Source organism: Patescibacteria group bacterium, from assembly GCA_038063375.1.
In the GTDB taxonomy this organism is placed as follows: domain Bacteria; phylum Patescibacteriota; class Minisyncoccia; order Phycocordibacterales; family JANLHH01; genus JANLHH01.
In genome coordinates, this window is the sequence record JBBTVG010000028.1 from 40,774 (window position 1) to 58,783 (window position 18,010).

Consider the following 18,010-nt stretch of genomic DNA (forward strand, 5'->3'; position numbering starts at 1 on the left):
GACTTTTTGCGGGCGGCGGTGTTCTTCTTTATCACTCCGCGCTTTGCGGCCTTATCAATCGCCTTATACGCTTCCGAGAGGGACTTCTGTGCTTCAGCGCCCTTTTTGTTGCTCGTGAGGACCTTGATTTCTTTAACAGCCTCTTTCATGTCTTTTCTCCTCTTGTCGTTAACGACTTTCTTTCGGAGGGACGCGCGAAGCGCTTTTTTTGCTGATCTGATGATTGGCATAATGGAGAATAATACAGCATTTGTTTTAAAAAGCAAGACTCCGCCTCGGTTCTACGTCAATCCCTTGCGCCAGCAGATGGCTTTTGGTAAATGGACACCATACAGCAATAGGGAATAATCTGCTATGATAGAAACAACATGATCACCCAACTCTCGGGAAACATCACCTTTGCGGGAAACAACTATGTCGTGCTTGATGTTGCCGGTGTCGGCTATAAAGTGCGTGTGTCTTTGGACACTTTGCTCGCGCTCACAAAGAAACGCCAACACGCGGTCTCCCTGTGGACACATCTGGCGGTCCGGGAAACTTCTTTGGATCTGTACGGGTTTCTTGAACAGCCGGAACTTGAATTCTTTGAGATGCTCATTACCATTTCCGGTATCGGGCCAAAGTCGGCACTGGGGATACTTTCTGTCGCACCAATTGACACCATAAAGCACGCAATAGCTTCGGGCGACACGTCTTATCTGACGAAAGTGTCCGGTATCGGAAAGAAAAACGCCGAAAAGATCGTCGTGGAGCTCCGCGACAGGCTGGGAGGAGCATACTCTTCCGCCGGGACAATGCTTAAGGAAGATGCTGATGTCATTGCCGCATTGCAGTCCATCGGATACTCTCTGAAAGAAGCGCGCGATGCGCTGAAAGGAGTGAGTAAAGATACCACAGGAACCAATGAAAAGATCAGGGAAGCGCTCAAGCAACTGGGCGGGAGCGTAAAATAGATATGGAGTCACTCTTATACACAATAAAAAAATTTATTCCGCGGAACCTCTTCAGGGCGCTCCAGCCGGCGTATCACTATGCGTTTGCGCTCCTTGGCGCGATTCTTTACCGCTTCCCTTCACGAAAACTTATTGTAATCGCTGTTACCGGCACCAAGGGAAAGACGAGCACTATTGAGCTCATCAATGCCATACTGGAAGAAGCGGGCTACACCACCGCGCTTTCCTCCACACTGCGCTTCAAGATAGGCAGTGAATCAGAGAACAATACCTACAAGATGACCTTGCCGGGACGATTCTTTCTGCAAAAATTTCTGCGCAAAGCGGTCAATGCGCACTGTCAGTACGCCATCGTTGAGCTTACTTCGGAAGGCGCAAAACAATTCCGCCACAAGTTTGTCGCTCTCGACGCGCTCGTGTTCACCAACATTACTCCGGAACATATAGAATCGCACGGCTCTTTTGAAAACTATCTTGATGCGAAACTTTCCATCGCTCGCGCGCTCGCTCGCTCTTCCAAAAAAAGAAAGGTGCTGGTTGTTAATGCGGATGACACGCAGGGAGAAAAGTTCCTTAACGTAAATGTTCCGGAAAAATATCCGTACTCGCTCCGGAATGCAGAGCCCTATTCTCTCAAAAAAGAAGGTGTGGAGCTCTCCATCGACGGCACGCATATGACCTCAAAACTTTCGGGAGAATTCAATATCTACAACATATTAGCGGCCGCCACGCTCTCTAAAAGTCAGGGTGTGGGGGTAGATACCATAAAACGCGCGGTGGAAAAATTCTCCGGGATCCCGGGAAGGGTGGAACGCATTGACGAGGGGCAGGACTTTACGGTTGTCGTTGATTACGCGCACACCGCGGACTCGCTTGAAAAAGTGTATGATGTTTTCACACACTCGCGCAACATCTGCGTATTGGGCGGCACCGGCGGCGGACGGGACAAATGGAAACGCCCGGAAATGGGCGCCATTGCCTCGCGATACTGCAGTCATATTGTCTTAACCAATGAAGATCCGTATGATGAAGATCCGTTCCAAATTATCGCGGAAATTGCGCAAGGGATCACACAGCCTGTGTATGAAACGATCATTGACCGGCGCGGGGCGATTGCAGCCGCGCTCAAGTTGGCGCGGACAGGAGATACCGTTTTGATTACCGGCAAAGGAACTGACGCGTATATCATGGGGCCCAACAACACGAAACTCCCGTGGAGCGACGCGGCGGTCGCTCGAGAAGAGCTCAAAAAACTTAGCCCCGCTACGCAATAACCTTTTCTACTACAATGACGAATTTTCGGCTACAAACAACTCATCGCTCGTCAATGAATACGCTGTATTCACCTTCTCGCGCTTCGTTGTTTTCGCTCGAAAATTCGTCATCTCGTTACGAAAAATTATTACGCAGAGGGTCTCTGTAGAAAAAATATCATGAAAGAACTCCAGTGGCTCGTATTCGTTATCATTATCTTGTGGATCGTTTGGTTTTTTACCGGCGGGCCGGAGTCGGAGCGCGCGCAAGGCGGCCCGTTCCTCAAGCCCCCTGCACCGCTTGATACCGGCGAAACGTATGGTGAGCTTCCCAGTTTGAAAAAACCATCCGGGAACACCTCGGGAGAGGACGCTTCGCAGAGAGAAAGTAGCGGTACTTCTTTTTTTAAAGATGAGATACGAATCGGCACCGCTGCCGGGGCAAGAGAATCCGACCCGCAAGCCGAGTATGTGGAAATAAAAGCATCGCCGGAAAATAAAAACCTCGTCTACATTGGCGACTGGGTGTTGAAAAACTCTTCGGGTAAGTCTGCGGCTATCAACAAGGCAACCAAACTGCCCTACACCGGCACAGTCAACGTGGAAACTCCACTCTTTTTGGCTCCGGGGGAGAAAGCATTCATCACGAGCGGCAGATCCCCTATCGGCGTGTCATTCCAGGTGAACAAATGTAGCGGCTATTTGGAACAGTTTCAATATTTTTCTCCTCCACTACCGGCTGACTGCCCAAGTCCCGCTACTGATATCTATATAAACAAGCAAGACTTAGAGCAAGTGTGCGGAAGCTATGTTTCAACCCTTCCGCGCTGTGAAATATATACCGACGAACTTCCCTCCGGGTTTTCGGCGACGTGCGTTGCTTATATCCGCAATACCATCAACTATAACAGTTGCGCAGAGCTCCATAAAAATGATTTTGATTTTTTCAAGCCCGAGTGGAGGATCTATTTGGGGAGGAATGTTGAACTCTGGGAAAATGCGAATGACCTTATTCGCCTCTATGATCACGCGGGCAGTCTTGTTGATTCAAAATCTTACTGAGTATATTGTATGTTAACGACTGCCGGCACTTTTGAGCCACATACTCGTGGCCGATTAATTGCTAAATGTTTCGCATGCGAAATAATCCGATCCCCGTTGCGACCGCTACGTTCAGAGATTCTTTTTTGCCTTTCATCGGTATCTCGGCAATGATATCGCAACGTGAGAGTATGTTTCGGGAAAGTCCCCGCACTTCATTCCCCACAATGAACGCGCTTCGCGCGGGCGCTTTTACTTTTTTATAATCAACCGCTCTCACCCCCTGCTCAATGGCAATGAGCGGAACACGCTCTTGCTTCAGTCTCGTGAGAAGTTTCGTAAGTTCTTTGGTGCTCTCCCAGGGAATTGTCATCTCCGCGCCAAGAGCCGTTTTGGCAATGTCTTTCTGTACCCTATTAAAACGATCCAGTGGGGTTGGCGTATAACCGGAGAGATACACGCGAGAAACACCAGCCGCGTCAGCCGTCCGAAAGATTGAGCCCACATTGTGAGTGCTCCGTATATTGTGGAGAATCAGAATTGTTTCTTTTGAATTTTCCTTCATCGCGTTATAATGATACCATGCTTAACCCATTTCCAGACTTGCTCGCATTTAGTCTCTTGGCACCTTTTTTCTTGCGTGTCGTTTTAGGAATTTCATATGCCCGCTTTGGGTATCTCAAGCTGATAAGAAACAGGGTGCCAAAAACCGGTTTTTTTGAAAAGGATAACCTTAAGCCGGAAATTATATTGGTACTGGCTGTCGGACTTTTTGAGGCAGTAGGCGGTGTACTGCTTATTGTCGGGCTGTTCACCCAGATCGCCTCGCTACTCCTCGGCATTATCGTACTCGGTGCCATTGCCGTTAAACTGCGGAACAGGGCCGCACCTTCAAACGAACTTGGTTATCATATTCTTTTGTTTGTTGCCACATTCTCGCTCTTGTTCTCGGGAGCAGGCGCATTCGCCATTGACCTGCCACTATAATCCGCGGGTTTTGGCAAATAGGATATTTTGTGTTACTATCTACAGCGTTACTCTCATAGTAACGCTGTGTTGTACTCATGTAATTTATATATCCGCCCGTAGCTGTTTTGGCAGCTCGAGAGCGATAAATTTGATATCAACCTGTGGCTGTCTTGGCAGCTCGAGAGCGATAAATTTAGTATCCGCCCGTAGCTCAGTTGGTAGAGCAGCAGCCTTTTAAGCTGACGGTCGTAGGTTCGATCCCTACCGGGCGGACAAACGTTAAGAAAACCTCCCCTGCGGGAGGTTTTTAGTTTGTCCGAGGCGCAGCGCTGTTTTTGTTTTGCGAAGCAAAGGCAAAAACCGCGAGCCGGGGTCGCGAAAAATTTCCGTCAGGAAATTTATTTGTGACGACGATAAAAATAATGGGGTTTATACCCGCTTTATTTCTATCAATCTACCACCCGAGTGAGTGAACTTCACATGCTCTTGTGGACAACCTGTGTGGAAGTTTATTCACGCGTTCCTATTAGGCCGTACTCCCACGATACCGGTTATACACAGGGTGTGTATTGCTCAAACACATGCGCTTGTTATAATACATTCAGATCAGTGGTGGATTGTCCCAAAACAAAGTGGTCCGCTTATTGGGCATATACGCACGTTTTCAGGGGAGTTCGCTCCACGATCAAGTTCTTCATCATTAGTAAACACCACGTAATAATGTGGTACACCAACAAAGGGTCTCATCTACGAGGCCCTTTATTTTGCCTAGTGAGGCGAGGGATGAAAACCGAAATCCCGACGATGGCGGGATGGAGATTTTCATTCCGTCCGAACGACGGCAAAACAAAAGATTGGATATCTTTTATTTTTTGCTATTTTTCCTTTGCACCTTTTATACCCTCGCAAGAAGAAATTGTTCCAGTCCTATTTCAAACGAAATAACCCCCCTCCGGGCATTATGGTAAAGAAGAACGAGACCGGCAGAAAGGCTTCTCAACTCGTCGTCTGTGAACTTCTGAGCGGATGCTTTTGATTTTCTAAAAACAAACGGATTAAGGCCTGCCTTTTGCGGAAGAGTTTCATGTTTCGCAAGCAACATGGTCTTGGTCTGCCAAAAAAGCATACTGTGGATCTCTTCCGGAGAAAGTCCCGCGAGAAATGCCTTCTGGAGCAATACCCATGCTCGCTTCTTGTCACGCGCGGCAAACGCGTCGGTAAGCGCAAAAATATCAAATTTTTCTTTCTTCTGGGTCGTTTTGGGCAAGGTAAATTCCAGCACCTTTTCGGCCTTCTTTTCAATCTTTGCGCATGTCTGTTTGTCCGTTTCTCCTTCAAAAACAATAAATATGTTCTGGGATCCGGCAATCTCTTTCAGTCGCGTGAGCACAATGTCCTTCGTATTTTCGTTTTGCAAGGTGTTCTCAAGCAGTACCACATACTTATTTTCAAAGAGTCCCCGCCCACCTATCATCTCTAGGATGTCCGCCTCCGTGCATGAACGATCGTCTAGTTTAAAAAAAGAGGCGTTCGGTTTTTTTGTGAACAGTGAGTTAAGCAGCGTGTTGAGCTTTGCACGCGCCTGTTCCCTATCATTGCCGTGAATGAAATACAACATACGTATCTGTATTGTAGCTCTCACCCTCTCTTTTGTCGAAATTTGTTGACAGTATGTATAATTTCTTGTAGGGTAATGACAGAGTACCACTACCCTAGAAGGAGAACCTGCATGACGCATCCGCACGATATTAACCTGGGAAATCTTTCCGAGAGCGAGCTTTCAAATGTTATGAGCGACATATGCAAGGACGCGGCGCTTGATTACGAAGATTATTCGTTTACCATGAGTGTGGAGTGGAGGGGTGCGCTGCCGTGGTTTACCATGATGGCAACGCCCTTCCCTGTGTTTGGCGATAAAACCACAAAGGTACTGCAAAGCTCCAGCAGAAGTCCGGAGACCGCCCGCTTTGCGGTTGAGTGTTCAATATGGGATGCCCGCCGCGCTCGTAAAGCAGAAGAACGCTCTTCTTGTTAACACCCGCCTTGCTCTTCACTTTAAAACCCGCTTAACACGCGGGTTTTTTCTTTTCTTCTCACTTCAACTCTCCCCATCTTCCGCCTTCCGCTACATTAACGGAAAGCGGTACCGGAAACTCCACGGCATTCTCCATGATTTTTTTGATTACCTCCTTTGCCTCCGTGATCGTGCTCTCTTCCACCTCGTAGATCAATTCGTCGTGCACTTGCAGTATGAGATGCACTTTGTCAGAGAGACCCGCTTTTTGTATTTCTTTATCCGCTTTATTCATAGCGACCTTGATAACGTCCGCCGCCGTTCCTTGGATCGGGGCATTGAGTGCTTGCCGCTCCGCGGCTGCCTGAATGTAGGGTATTGAAGAGAGAATGCCCTCAAAATACCTTCTTCTTCCAAAGTAGGTTTCCGTATATCCTTTCTGTCGTGCTTCTTTTTTGACCTTTTCAAAATACGCCGCGATCGTGGGAAATTTCGCAAAGTAGCTGTTGTAAAATTCTTGCGCCTCCGCCCTGCTGCCCCCCAGATTCGCGCGAAGCGCGTTGACTCCCATGCCGTAGACGATGCCGAAGTTGATGACTTTCGCTTTCCTCCTCATGTCTTTCGTCACCTCACTCTCTCTCACTCCGAACACCTGTGCCGCAACCGATGCGTGCACGTCTTCCCCTTTTTTAAAAACATTGATAAGCATTTCATCTTCCGCAAGCGCCGCCAGAATCCTCATTTCAATTTGCGAATAATCAAACGAGAGAAGTTTATGCCCCTTGTCGGCAATAAACATATCCCGCACGGCGTTGCCCATCCCCTCACTGGTGGGAATATTTTGCAGATTGGGATTGGTGGATGAAAAACGCCCCGTCGTTGTTCCTGTCTGGTTGAGCGTGGTGTGTAACCGGCTACTGCTATCCACCATTGCCGGAATGTTGTCTATATAGGTTGAAAGGAGTTTTTGGAGCTCGCGATACAAAAGAATATCGTCTATGATCGGATGTTCGCCTTTGAGCTTGGCCAGCTCCGATTCGCGTGTTGACCGCGCGCCACCGGCGGTCTTCTTAAGCCCTTTGACGATAAGCTTCATTTTATCAAACAATATCTCCCCCAACTGTTTCGGTGAATTGAGATTAAACTCTTCGCCCGCGTGTTTCCAAATACGCTGCCCGATCTTTTCCAGTTCCTTGTGATACTCTTTGGAGAGCTTCCCCGCGTACACTACATCCACCACGATCCCCCTCTTCTCGGCGCGTTTGATAATAGGAATGAGCGGAAGCTCAATTTCTTCATATATTTTCTGCAAGCCTTCTTTTTTGATTTGCGCCAAAATTTTTTCTGCCGCTTCAGGGAAACGAGGCGCTTTCGCGTATTGTAAAATGTCCTCCATGGTCGGGTTGGTGATATCCGAGCGAAGAAGCCACAGGGCGATGGCAACTTTTTTAACCTCCCCTTCATCTGCGGCTACCTGCTCCTCCTTTTCCTCGGGAACTTTCTCTTCTTCCGTATCCGCGCCTCCAAACATTTGTTTGACGCGCGCCAAGAGGGTGCGAAACTCCAGTTCGCCGAAGAGCACTTCCACTTTTTTGATATCAAATGCTTCGGCCCACTTTTTTGGGGGAAGAGTAAATGAAATGGGAACGTTGCGCCTGATGGTCGCCAAGGTTTTTGAAAATTCCGCTTCCTCCTCGCCGTCCTTTAAGAGTTGTATAATGCGCGGTTTTATTCCTTTTTCCACAAACACCAGTTCGTCTTTTTTGAGTACCTCGTAGAGGTGTTCTATCGTTCCGAACTCCTGCACCAGAGTAGTCGCGGTCTTTTCTCCAATACCTGAAATCCCTATAATGTTGTCCGATGGGTCTCCCCGGAGTCCTTTGTAGTCCGTGAGGAGCTTCGGCACAAAACCAAACCGGTCTTTGACCGCTTGCTCGTCATACATCACCGTATCAGAGAGCCCTTTGCGCAAGGTATATACTTGGACTTTCTTGTTATCCACGAGCTGAAGCGTGTCCATGTCGCCTGAGGCGATAACGATCTCCACATCTTCGTCTTTCAACTGCTCGGTGATGGTCCCCAGAACATCATCGGCCTCAAACCCTTCTTTTTCGTAGATGGGAATGTTGAACGCCTCAAAAATATCACGCGATCTGATGATCTGCGCCACGAGTGCCTCCTCCGCCTTGGCGCGTCCCGCTTTGTATTCTTTATATGCTTCGTGGCGAAATGTCGGCTTGGGAAGATCGTAACACGCGGCGATATAATCGGGTTTCAGTTCATTGATGATCTTGATGAGCATCGCCGCTACGCCATAGAGCCCACCAGTCGGTTCTCCTTTGCTCGTGGAGAACTCCGGCAGGGCGTGATATGCCCGATGAATGATGGCATGGGCGTCCAAGAGCACCAGTCGTATTTTTGCTTTTTGTTTTACCGCCATGCTATTTTTCTTGTGTGTTCGTTGATAAACGTAAATCGTATCTTCATCATACCCTTCGGCAGTGCGGCCGCAACCCGCTCGGGCCATTCTATAAAAATGAGATTCTCGGGGTCGCGCACAATCTCTGCCCACCCCAGATGAGCAAGCTCTCCCACTCCCTCCAACCGATACGCGTCAATATGCACAAGGTGCTTGAATGTGCTCGCCAGGGCGCTCTTCTCTGGAATCTTGTATATCCGCTCCAGAATAAAAGTGGGGCTCTGTACCGTATCTTTAATGCCGAGTACTGCCGCCACCTCCTTTGTGAACGCCGTTTTGCCCGAGCCAAGATTGCCGGAGAGACCTACCACGAGCGCGCGCTTGTGTTTACCTCTTTTGGCGAGCTCGGTGATAAAGCGCTCTGCGAGCGCGTGGGTTTCCTTGAGGGATCGTGTCTGGATATTCATCTCCTTATGGGCCTTCATCTCCCTATAGTAGACCAACTCTTCCCCGGTGTAAAACAAAAACCCCGCTAGGTAGCGGGGTTTTTGCAGGGGTTTAATATCCTTTATTTTTTTGATTCAGTTTTTTTCGCTTTGCCCTCCTCAAAGTAGCCGTAGAGCTTTCTGCTCAACACAACGAGCACGAGGATGAAGATGACGAGCAAAAGCCATTCAAGAAGTGTATTTGGCAGAAATCCATTGCCGCCAAAGAGCGCGAGAGCGGTGCCGGAAATGCTGTCAACGACTCTGATGCTCACCACATTAGAGCTTTGGGTAACATACTTGCTCTCTACTTGAGCGATATTTTCAATGAGAGTGTTCAGTGGCGCATTATCGGTTATCACCACGTCAAGCGTTACATTTCTCACCTCACGAGGCGCGAGGTTTCCGATATACCAGACAACTTCGCGCTGTGGGTCGTTGTAACTTGCTTTCTCTTCTGCATTCGCGAATTCCACGTAATAGGGAATGCGATCTTTGATTACCACATCTTCAAGCGTGATATCTCCCGTGTTGCGCACTTCAACATTGAAGCGCACCGTTTCTCCTTTAAGCGCCGCGATGGACATATCGGTACCATTTGAAGAATCAAGGTTTACCAACGTCTTCGTGATCGTTATCGCGCGTACGCTCGGAGCTACATAGGTAGGCGGTTGTGGCGTTGTTGGCGGATAATAAGGAAGTGAATTGGTCCTAAAGTTCAAAACACTGCCGTAACTCGTACCGTTTGCGTTCTGCGCCACGGCGCGATAGTAGTAGGTTGTGTTCGGAGAGAGTCCAAACATTGAATATACGAACGCCGTTGAGGGGGACGAGCCCAGACCCTGGCTTGGTGTCGTGAAGCCGAGCGACGCGCTCTGTCCCCATTCAAACCATCCGTTCGTAAAGACATTACCGGAGACAAGCGCAAGGCCGTTCAGGCGCGCGCTGTCGTGGTCAATATTTATTGCAAGATTGGTAATGGCTGTCGGCGGATTGGTGCCGGTAATAATGCCCGTACCCGTAGTGAAACTCAAAATGTTTCCGTATGTCGTGCCATAGGAATTCTGCGCCACAACCCTAAAGTAATAGGTGGTGTTGTTGGCGAGACCGCTGATCGTGTCGCTTACGTTCATAGCGGTAGAACCGTGAGAAATACTATTTGTTTTGTTGCCGAGCGACTGGGTCGTTCCCCATTCAAACCAACGGGTGGTATTGGAGATATTGTACGGATTTACATATCCGTTCAAAGTAGCGGAACTTTGGGTGATGTTCGTCGCGCTGTTTGTTGAAACAAACGGCTGCTGGGTGCCGCCGCCGGTACCCGTTGTCACGAAACTCTGGACGCCGCCGTAGACCGTGCCCGCGCCATTTTGGGCGACTGCTCGGTAATAATAGGTGGTACCAGAAGAAAGCCCCGTCAAAGTTTCATTGAAGGTTCCCGCATTGGAACCCTGTCCCAATTTAATGGTCGTATTCGTAAGCGAATAGCTGTTGGTACCCCATTCAAACCATCTGCTGGTATTGGTCGTGTTGTTGGGATTGACATATCCCTTCAATATCGCAAAGTTCTCTCCGATGCCATCCGCGGGATACGTAGTGACCGAGGGAAGATCAGTGCCGCCGCTACCACTGGTGTAAAAGCTCAAGATTGAACCATACGAGGTGCCGGCATTGTTCTGTGCCACTGCTCTGAAGTAATAGGTGGTATTTGCCGCGAGACCTGAAATACTTTCGCTAAAGTTGCCCGCGTAACTTTGGTTGTAGTGCGGAGTTCCATTACCGAGAGACTGGGTCGTTCCCCATTCAAACCAACGAGTGGTGTTGGAAGTGTTGTTTGGGTTAACGTAGCCGTTCAGTTGCGCGTTTGATTGCGTAATGTTTGTCGCGGAATTGGTGGTAACAGAAGGAAGCTCGCCTCCTCCATCGGTGCCGCTTACCAGAAAACGCATGACCACCGAACCTTGGGTGCTCCAGCCGGGAGCGATGTTGCCGATATAAAGCCCATTTGAGCTAAACACCTCGCTTCCGCTTTGTCCGTTGAGGAGTGTTGCCGGATTTGATTGTGTCTGGTTAGGATACCAATAGGTATTGCCTGAAACATAGGTCATTGACTGACTGCCTGTAAGTTGGACATTCGCGGTGCCAAGTACTTGTGAGGCATTGTCAGCGAAAAGATACGCGGTAAAAGAGTGTGACGTACTCACACCGGTCGACTGCGGCACTAAACGCACGCGCACGTTCTGCGCTGTTTCGTTTGATGTATTGTGGTAGTAAATAGAAAACGACACCGTGTCGCCTGGATCGGCGCTCACCGAAGAAGACCAGCAGGTGGTACAACCGGGATTGTCGGTATAGTTGCTGGTACGCAATGTTGCGTAGTCAGCAGGATCGTTGTTGAACGTTGCCGCAGAAGCACTCGTAACGCCAGAAACAAACGCGATCAGTGCAAACGCCGCAAGTGCTCCATATTTAATTGTACCTTTTAATGTTTTCATACTTACTCAATTATTATTGATTAACAACACCTCAATGTTCCTTTTCAGGCCCATTGTTCAACATTTAAGTCTTTAAATGCTCAAAAATGAGTCCGAGTACACAACGATGTTTTGTTGTGTACTCGGAACAGAAAGTTAATTGACCGGGTTTACCGGACCGTTTGGTGGAGGTACAGGACCGCCGCCTGGAGGGCCGTTTGGTGGAGGTACTGGACCTCCGCCGCCTGCTCCGCCGGCACCGCCATCACCGCCGCTACCACCTGCTCCGCCTTCGGCAATCTGGCCTTGACCCTGGTTTTGACCCTGGCTGTTGTTGAGGCTGTAATTATTGGCTTTCAGACCGTGATTCCAGACGCCAAGTGCTTCTGCGCCAAGGTTCAAGCTGAACCTAAACTGTTGGGCTCTGGCAAAACAGACCGTCCCGGGGTCACATTCGTACGCCTGTACAACATAAGCTGGTCTCGTATTACGGCCAAGTAAATACTTGTCCGTTTCAGAGAGTCCGACTTTTTCAGGAGACCTGGGCGATTGTAGCCCGCTTAAGATGGTGTTGCCGCACTTTTTGATCCAGGGAAGAGAGCCGTTCTCGTTAAAGACCACTTCCTCCCCTTTCCGCACGACACAACTCACCTCTTTTCCGGAACCGGCCCGCATGTGAACTAACGTGTCACTATGGAGCGCCACCGCGTACTCGCCTCTTTCGAGGTATTGTTTGCGATGGACGTCCATCGGATCGGCGCCGATATTGCAGTAGGACACCGATGGCGCCGCCACGGTGACCAACGGCACCAACAACACAAAGGACAATACAAAGAACAACAGTAGCTTCTTCATCATCTTCCTCCTTGTCTGGAATATCTGTGAGTCTGCTTCAAAACTACCTTTATGCGTATGTTTGTCAAGACATACACTTTTAAAGCCAGAATGGCGTTCAAACCATTCAAACCTTAAAAGTATTGTCATACCGGTAACGTGTTTCGTCGCCGGTATGACAAATGACAAATGTATAAGGAACTATTCGTTACTGACAGAGAGGGAGTCCGGGGTCTGCCACATGGCCTCCGGGAGTAACCGTCGTACAGCGCGAATCTCCGCGATACGAGTGTCCGTAGGGACGATGGCCGTAGTTATATCCATAGGAATGATAGCCACCGTATCCGTACATCGGGACAAATCCCACACCAACATTCACAGAAGGAAACCAACTGCGAATGAAGCTCCTTTTTGCCGCAGTTTCGGCAAAATTCTTTTGGTCTCGGTAACGACACTCCTCCGTAATAGCGTTGTAGTACTCGGGAGGATATCCTTGTTCGGCAAGCCACACCATGCCCTTGCCAGCCCCCATTCTCTTGAGCGGACTGGATTCGCAAAGCTTGTCGTAATCCAGCTTCGCAAGGTCTTCTACTGTAAAACCGAACCCCTCGGGAATCTGGTGCCGACTTGCTTCCTTCTTCTGTTTCTCTTTCAGGACACAAACGGGCGCCCGATAGTATTCCTGCCAGACCCCCGCGTTGCCTCTTTGAGAAATCGCTTCATACTTGGCCGACGCAATCGCGCTTTCACGCTCTTGCCGACATGCCCGAGACAACTCAACATCATTTGCCTCGATCGTCTGTTGCATGGCCTTCGTATGTAACTCTTGCCGCACTTCCGGTGCCGATGCGCACCCGGAAAGAATAGCAACACCGAGCATCAGAGTAAGCACTACTACCGACGGTATGTGGTTCGTAAAAATATTTACGAGGATCTTTAAGAAACTGTTCATGGTTTTCACCTCCGTTTCAAAGAATGTGGAAAAATCACCGTGTTTTTAGATCTGACACCATTATACTACTTGTTTTGAATTTGTCAAGTATTGTTCCTGTGCCTTAAAGGCGTTAGAATGAAGGGAAATATATGCAATTTGACGACCAAAAGCAGCAGTCTCGCCTTGATGAACTCTATAAACGAGAGGAAGAGGACCTGGTCAGAATACTCGCCGAAAGATACAACGTCTCCTATCTTGATCTCACCGCTGTTTCAGTCAACACCGACGCATTAAAACTTATTCCTGAAGCCACTGCGCGAGAAGCGGGAGTTGCGGCGTTCCTCATAAACGGCAAAAAGTTGAATCTCGTGGTCATTTCCCCAAAGAACGATAAAGTGGATGTCATCCTTGATGATCTTAAACGAGCCGGTTACGAAATCATGCTCTATATGGGTTCAAAGAGAACTCTTGAGAAAGCGTGGGACATGTACAAAGAAATATCTCTTTCGGCCGAAACACAAGGAGGTGTTTTTGATATTTCAGCAACGGCGGTGAGAGATTCCATAAGCCAGATCAAAGATATCGCGGGATTAAAACAATTACTGGCGGGGATTGCCAATGAAACAAACAGATACAAAATATCAAAGATCCTTGAGGTCATTTTGGGCGGGGCGATTGCCATAGGCGCTTCCGACGTACACTTTGAACCTGAAGAAAAGCAGGTTCGTTTGCGATTTCGGCTGGATGGCGTTCTTCAAGACTTTACCGTATTTAAAAATGAAACATTTCATTTTTTGCTTTCCCGCATCAAACTGCTTTCCGGACTCAAGCTCAACATAAAAGAGACGGCGCAGGACGGCCGCTTTAGTATCAAACTGGAAACGGGAGAAATAGAGATCAGAACTTCAATGCTTCCCGGAGAATACGGAGAATCAATCGTGCTCCGAATCCTCAATCCGGAAAATATTAATGTTTCTTTTGAGAGTATGGGAATAGAGCCGATACTTTTTGCAATCCTTGAAAAGGAGGTCCTGAAACCGAACGGTATGATACTCACCACGGGGCCTACCGGTTCCGGCAAGACAACCACCCTCTATGCTTTCATGAGAAAGGTGTATACGCCGGAAATAAAGATCATCACCATTGAAGATCCTATTGAATATCACCTCCAGGGTATCAGTCAAACCCAGGTGAATAAAGCAAAAGATTACACGTTCTTAAATGGGTTGCGCAGCGCGTTGCGGCAAGACCCGGACATTATCATGGTCGGAGAAATTCGCGATGGAGAAACCGCGGAAGTGGCCGTAAACTCCGCGCTCACCGGACACTTGGTGTTCTCAACGCTCCACACCAACGACGCGGCTGGCGTGATACCCCGCCTCATAGACCTTGGCGTCAACCCGAAGATCATCAGCTCCGCGCTCAATATTTCTCTCGCCCAGCGCTTGGTGAGAAAATTATGCCAGACGTGCAAGAAAGAAGACCGTCCCGATCCAAAGGAGCGCGCTCTTATTGAACATACGATAGAGACGATCAAACAGAAGCGGGATATTGTTCTTGATCCTTCAAAGGTCTGGAGGGCAAAAACTACGGAAAATACCTGTCCTGCCTGCAACGGACTGGGGTATAAGGGGCGTATCGGTATATTTGAAGCGATCCTCACCGACAGAGCGGTTGAAGACGTGATCGTCACCTCAAATCCCTCCGCGCGAGAGATAAAAAAAGCCGCCATCCCTCAAAATATTCTTGATATGCGAGAAGATGGTATAATCAAGGTACTTTCCGGCATCACTTCACTTGATGAATTGCGGAGAGTGGTGGATTTGGAGGCGGTATGACCGAAGAAAAGATTGTTGTTCTTTCACAAAAAAACACCAAGCAAAAAGTTATTTGTGCCTGGTGTTGATCATTCAGCCCATAATCCTCTAAGCAATCCTTTCAATATATGGGTACCAAAAGTGAGGAGTTATTATCAGGATAGTTTCAGTACGCACGCCGAAACGTGCAACCAAGGCGTCCTTAATTAACACCCACGTTAGTTGCTTAGAGGATTATGTGCTGAATAGAACTGAGAAGGAGTTTCCGGAACTCCTTGTTGTACAGATAACACCTTATCATGAAATATATTTTATGTCAAGTAACCACGACAAAGAGCCCAAAGTGTCCCTGACAGGCGACACCTCCGATTCTCGGGACTCCAAAGAGGCGGAAGTGCCGCCGGATGAACTTTTTTTGGACCACACACTGCGTCCGCAGTCTTGGGATGGCTATATCGGCCAGGAAAATATCAAACGCAACCTGAAGATCCTGTTGACGGCCGCAAAAGAGCGCAACCATCCTCCCGAACACCTGTTATTTTATGGTCCACCGGGGTTAGGGAAGACGACGCTCGCCCATTTGATCGCAATAGAGAGCGGCACCCAGATGCGCGCGACGTCGGGACCGGCGATTGAAAAGGTTGGCGATCTTGCCTCCATCCTCACCAACCTCTCTCCGGGAGACATTCTCTTCATAGACGAGATCCATCGACTCAATAAGCTCATTGAGGAGGTCCTCTACCCTGCCATGGAGTCCGGCTCTCTTGATATCATCATCGGCAAAGGCCCTTCGGCGCGCACCATTCAGCTTGATCTGCCGCCGTTCACCTTGATCGCGGCCACCACGCGTATTTCTCTGCTCTCTTCTCCGCTTCGCTCCCGTTTCTCGGGCGGAACGTTCCGTTTGGAATTCTACACAACCGGTGAGGTGAAAAAAATCATCAATCAATCGGCGCACATCTTGGGGGTCTCCATAGACGATGAAGCGGCGGATGAAATCGCAAAGCGCAGTCGCTTTACGCCGCGCATCGCAAACTACCTCTTAAAGCGATGCCGCGATTTCGCACAGGTGCATAGAGGAAAGCTCTCCAAAGAAACGGTGCGGGAAGCACTCATGCTTCTTGATATTGATGAGTTGGGACTCAATGCCCTTGATAGAAAAATACTGGAAACCATTATTACTAAATTTGCGGGCGGACCGGTAGGCCTTGGCACCATTTCAGCCGCCATATCGGAAGAGGAAGGAACGATTGAAGAAGTGAGCGAACCCTACCTTATCCAATTGGGGCTCTTGGAGCGTACGGCGCGCGGACGTACCGCCACCAACAGGGCGTACCGCCACCTTGGGCACGATCTCCCGGGAGAGCGTCAGGAAAAACTATTATAAGACCCCCTGCGCAATAACCTTTTCTACTCCAATGATGAATTTTCGGCTACAAACAACCCACCGCACCACAAGAGTACTTCCAATTTCCAACTCCCTCCGCGGTCGTGGAAATTTAGGTCGCTCGTCAATGAATACGCTGTATTCACCTCCTCGCGCTTCGCTGTTTTCGCACAAAAATTCGTCATTTCGTTACGAAAAATTATTACGCAGTGGGTCTATAGAAAAATACCATGTCAGGACATAGTAAATGGTCAAAAATAAAACATAAAAAGGCGGCATCGGATGCGCAGAAGAGTAAAGTCTTTGGAAAACTGGCTCACTTGATCGCCACGGAATCAAGAAGCGCGAAAGGAGATGTCAACGCGCCCAACCTTCGCACCGCCATCGAAAAAGCGAGGGCGGTGAATATGCCCTCCGACAACATTCTCCGTGCGATTAAAAAAGGGACAGATAGTAGCGCAGTCCACATGGAGCACGTGGTGTACGAAGCATACGGCCCGGGGGGATCCGCGCTTATCATTGAAGGGCTCACCGACAACAGAAACAGAACCTCTCAGGAGATTCGGCACCTTTTATCAATACACGACGCTTCACTTGCGGAACAAGGAGCCGCGAGTTGGGCATTTGAAAAAAAAGACGGGGAATGGGTGCCGAAAATATCCGTTCCTCTTTCCGAAGAAGACGGAGAAAAGTTGGGAAAGATCATTGAGGAATTGGAAGACAGTGATGATGTGCAAAATGTATTCACCAACGCCGAATAAAGTGTATTAACCCTTTGTTATGCCGTCGCTCGGACGGAATGCAAACTTCCCCAACTACGTTGCTATAGTTTGCATTCCGCTCCTCACTAGGCATAATAATACTTATGAGAATTCTCGCCATAGATCCGGGTTTTGAGCGCGTTGGTATTGCTGTTTTGGAAAAACAAGACCGCAAGGAACATTTGTTGTATTCTTCATGCTTTAAAACATCAAGTAAGGAACCTTTCGCGAAACGACTTCATATGATCGGTACGGAGATCGCCCGATTGGCGAAAGAATGGAAGCCGGATGGGCTCGCGATAGAAACTCTTTTTTTTAACACCAACCAAAAAACAGTCATGCACGTTGCTGAAGCGCGCGGTGTCATTATTTACGCAGCCACCTCTTTTGGACTCTCGCTTCATGAGTATACTCCGCTCCAGATAAAGATCGCGGTCACCGGGTATGGAAGAGCCACCAAGGCCCAAGTGGAAGCAATGGCAACCAGGTTGATAGAAGTAAAAAAAACCGTTAAGAGCGACGACGAAATGGACGCCATTGCTATCGGCCTTACGGCCCTTGCTTCAATTTCCCCACGTTATCCACATTAAGTACGAGAGACTGTTGCAACATTTTTTGTATTTTGATACAAATATAGCTGTAATTTAGAGGTCGCTAATTACACACCTT

17 protein-coding genes and 1 tRNA gene are annotated in these 18,010 nt (G+C 48.7%); 10 read left to right on the forward strand and 8 right to left on the reverse strand.

Annotated features, from left to right (window positions below):
* On the reverse strand, nt 1–230 hold a 230-nt coding region (gene rpsT / locus AAB523_03135), incomplete at its 3' end, for a 30S ribosomal protein S20 (GenBank protein MEK7556250.1).
* A gap of 138 nt (nt 231–368) precedes the next feature.
* Here rpsT and ruvA point away from each other — a divergent pair.
* From ruvA to AAB523_03150, 3 genes are all read left to right on the forward strand, one after another.
* Complete coding sequence (ruvA, locus tag AAB523_03140; GenBank protein MEK7556251.1) at nt 369–953, forward strand: Holliday junction branch migration protein RuvA; 585 nt, start codon at nt 369–371, stop codon at nt 951–953.
* A gap of 2 nt (nt 954–955) precedes the next feature.
* Nucleotides 956–2,227, forward strand: coding sequence for a UDP-N-acetylmuramoyl-L-alanyl-D-glutamate--2,6-diaminopimelate ligase (locus AAB523_03145; GenBank protein MEK7556252.1), 1,272 nt, complete (start codon nt 956–958; stop codon nt 2,225–2,227).
* A gap of 159 nt (nt 2,228–2,386) precedes the next feature.
* Nucleotides 2,387–3,268 carry a hypothetical protein gene (locus tag AAB523_03150; GenBank protein ID MEK7556253.1) on the forward strand — a complete coding sequence of 294 codons (882 nt, stop codon included), beginning with the start codon at nt 2,387–2,389 and terminating at the stop codon, nt 3,266–3,268.
* 61 nt (nt 3,269–3,329) lie between these two features.
* Here AAB523_03150 and AAB523_03155 read toward each other — a convergent pair whose 3' ends face one another.
* Nucleotides 3,330–3,812, reverse strand: coding sequence for a TrmH family RNA methyltransferase (locus AAB523_03155; GenBank protein ID MEK7556254.1), 483 nt, complete (start codon nt 3,810–3,812; stop codon nt 3,330–3,332).
* 17 nt (nt 3,813–3,829) lie between these two features.
* Between AAB523_03155 and AAB523_03160 the strand changes: the two genes are divergently transcribed.
* Together AAB523_03160 and AAB523_03165 are read left to right on the forward strand one after the other, a co-directional pair.
* Entirely contained in the window at nt 3,830–4,234 is a 405-nt protein-coding gene (locus tag AAB523_03160; protein MEK7556255.1) for a DoxX family protein, read from the forward strand.
* A 182-nt stretch (nt 4,235–4,416) separates the two neighbouring features.
* Nucleotides 4,417–4,489 (forward strand) — tRNA-Lys (locus AAB523_03165).
* 622 nt (nt 4,490–5,111) lie between these two features.
* Here AAB523_03165 and AAB523_03170 read toward each other — a convergent pair.
* Nucleotides 5,112–5,834 carry a hypothetical protein gene (locus tag AAB523_03170; protein ID MEK7556256.1) on the reverse strand — a complete coding sequence of 241 codons (723 nt, stop codon included), beginning with the start codon at nt 5,832–5,834 and terminating at the stop codon, nt 5,112–5,114.
* Nucleotides 5,835–5,945: 111 nt separating this feature from the next.
* On the opposite strand from AAB523_03170, the gene AAB523_03175 reads away from it, so the two are divergent.
* Nucleotides 5,946–6,251, forward strand: coding sequence for a hypothetical protein (locus tag AAB523_03175; GenBank protein ID MEK7556257.1), 306 nt, complete (start codon nt 5,946–5,948; stop codon nt 6,249–6,251).
* Between the two features lie 58 nt (nt 6,252–6,309).
* Here the strand turns inward: AAB523_03175 and AAB523_03180 are convergent, their stop codons facing one another.
* From AAB523_03180 to AAB523_03200, 5 genes are all read right to left on the reverse strand, one after another.
* Complete coding sequence (locus tag AAB523_03180) at nt 6,310–8,670, reverse strand: DNA polymerase (GenBank protein ID MEK7556258.1); 2,361 nt, start codon at nt 8,668–8,670, stop codon at nt 6,310–6,312.
* Nucleotides 8,661–9,134 carry a tRNA (adenosine(37)-N6)-threonylcarbamoyltransferase complex ATPase subunit type 1 TsaE gene (tsaE, locus tag AAB523_03185; GenBank protein MEK7556259.1) on the reverse strand — a complete coding sequence of 158 codons (474 nt, stop codon included), beginning with the start codon at nt 9,132–9,134 and terminating at the stop codon, nt 8,661–8,663. Before tsaE ends, AAB523_03180 begins: the two co-directional genes overlap by 10 nt.
* 83 nt (nt 9,135–9,217) lie before the next feature.
* A complete protein-coding gene (locus AAB523_03190; GenBank protein ID MEK7556260.1) occupies nt 9,218–11,629 on the reverse strand; it encodes a hypothetical protein in 2,412 nt (803 codons plus the stop codon).
* Nucleotides 11,630–11,764: 135 nt separating this feature from the next.
* On the reverse strand, nt 11,765–12,592 hold the full coding sequence (locus AAB523_03195; protein MEK7556261.1) for a hypothetical protein: 828 nt from the start codon (nt 12,590–12,592) through the stop codon (nt 11,765–11,767).
* Between the two features lie 58 nt (nt 12,593–12,650).
* Nucleotides 12,651–13,394: a hypothetical protein gene (locus AAB523_03200; protein MEK7556262.1), complete on the reverse strand. Its 744-nt coding sequence runs from the start codon at nt 13,392–13,394 to the stop codon at nt 12,651–12,653.
* Between the two features lie 131 nt (nt 13,395–13,525).
* On the opposite strand from AAB523_03200, the gene AAB523_03205 reads away from it, so the two are divergent.
* The 4 genes from AAB523_03205 (at nt 13,526) to ruvC (ending at nt 17,931) form a co-directional block, all read left to right on the forward strand.
* Entirely contained in the window at nt 13,526–15,214 is a 1,689-nt protein-coding gene (locus tag AAB523_03205; protein MEK7556263.1) for a GspE/PulE family protein, read from the forward strand.
* 292 nt (nt 15,215–15,506) lie between these two features.
* Complete coding sequence (gene ruvB / locus AAB523_03210) at nt 15,507–16,580, forward strand: Holliday junction branch migration DNA helicase RuvB (GenBank protein ID MEK7556264.1); 1,074 nt, start codon at nt 15,507–15,509, stop codon at nt 16,578–16,580.
* Between the two features lie 230 nt (nt 16,581–16,810).
* Nucleotides 16,811–17,341 (forward strand): YebC/PmpR family DNA-binding transcriptional regulator, encoded by a 531-nt coding sequence (locus AAB523_03215; GenBank protein MEK7556265.1) that lies wholly within the window; start codon nt 16,811–16,813, stop codon nt 17,339–17,341.
* Nucleotides 17,342–17,445: 104 nt separating this feature from the next.
* Nucleotides 17,446–17,931: a crossover junction endodeoxyribonuclease RuvC gene (gene ruvC, locus AAB523_03220; GenBank protein MEK7556266.1), complete on the forward strand. Its 486-nt coding sequence runs from the start codon at nt 17,446–17,448 to the stop codon at nt 17,929–17,931.
* Nucleotides 17,932–18,010 lie beyond the last annotated feature (79 nt).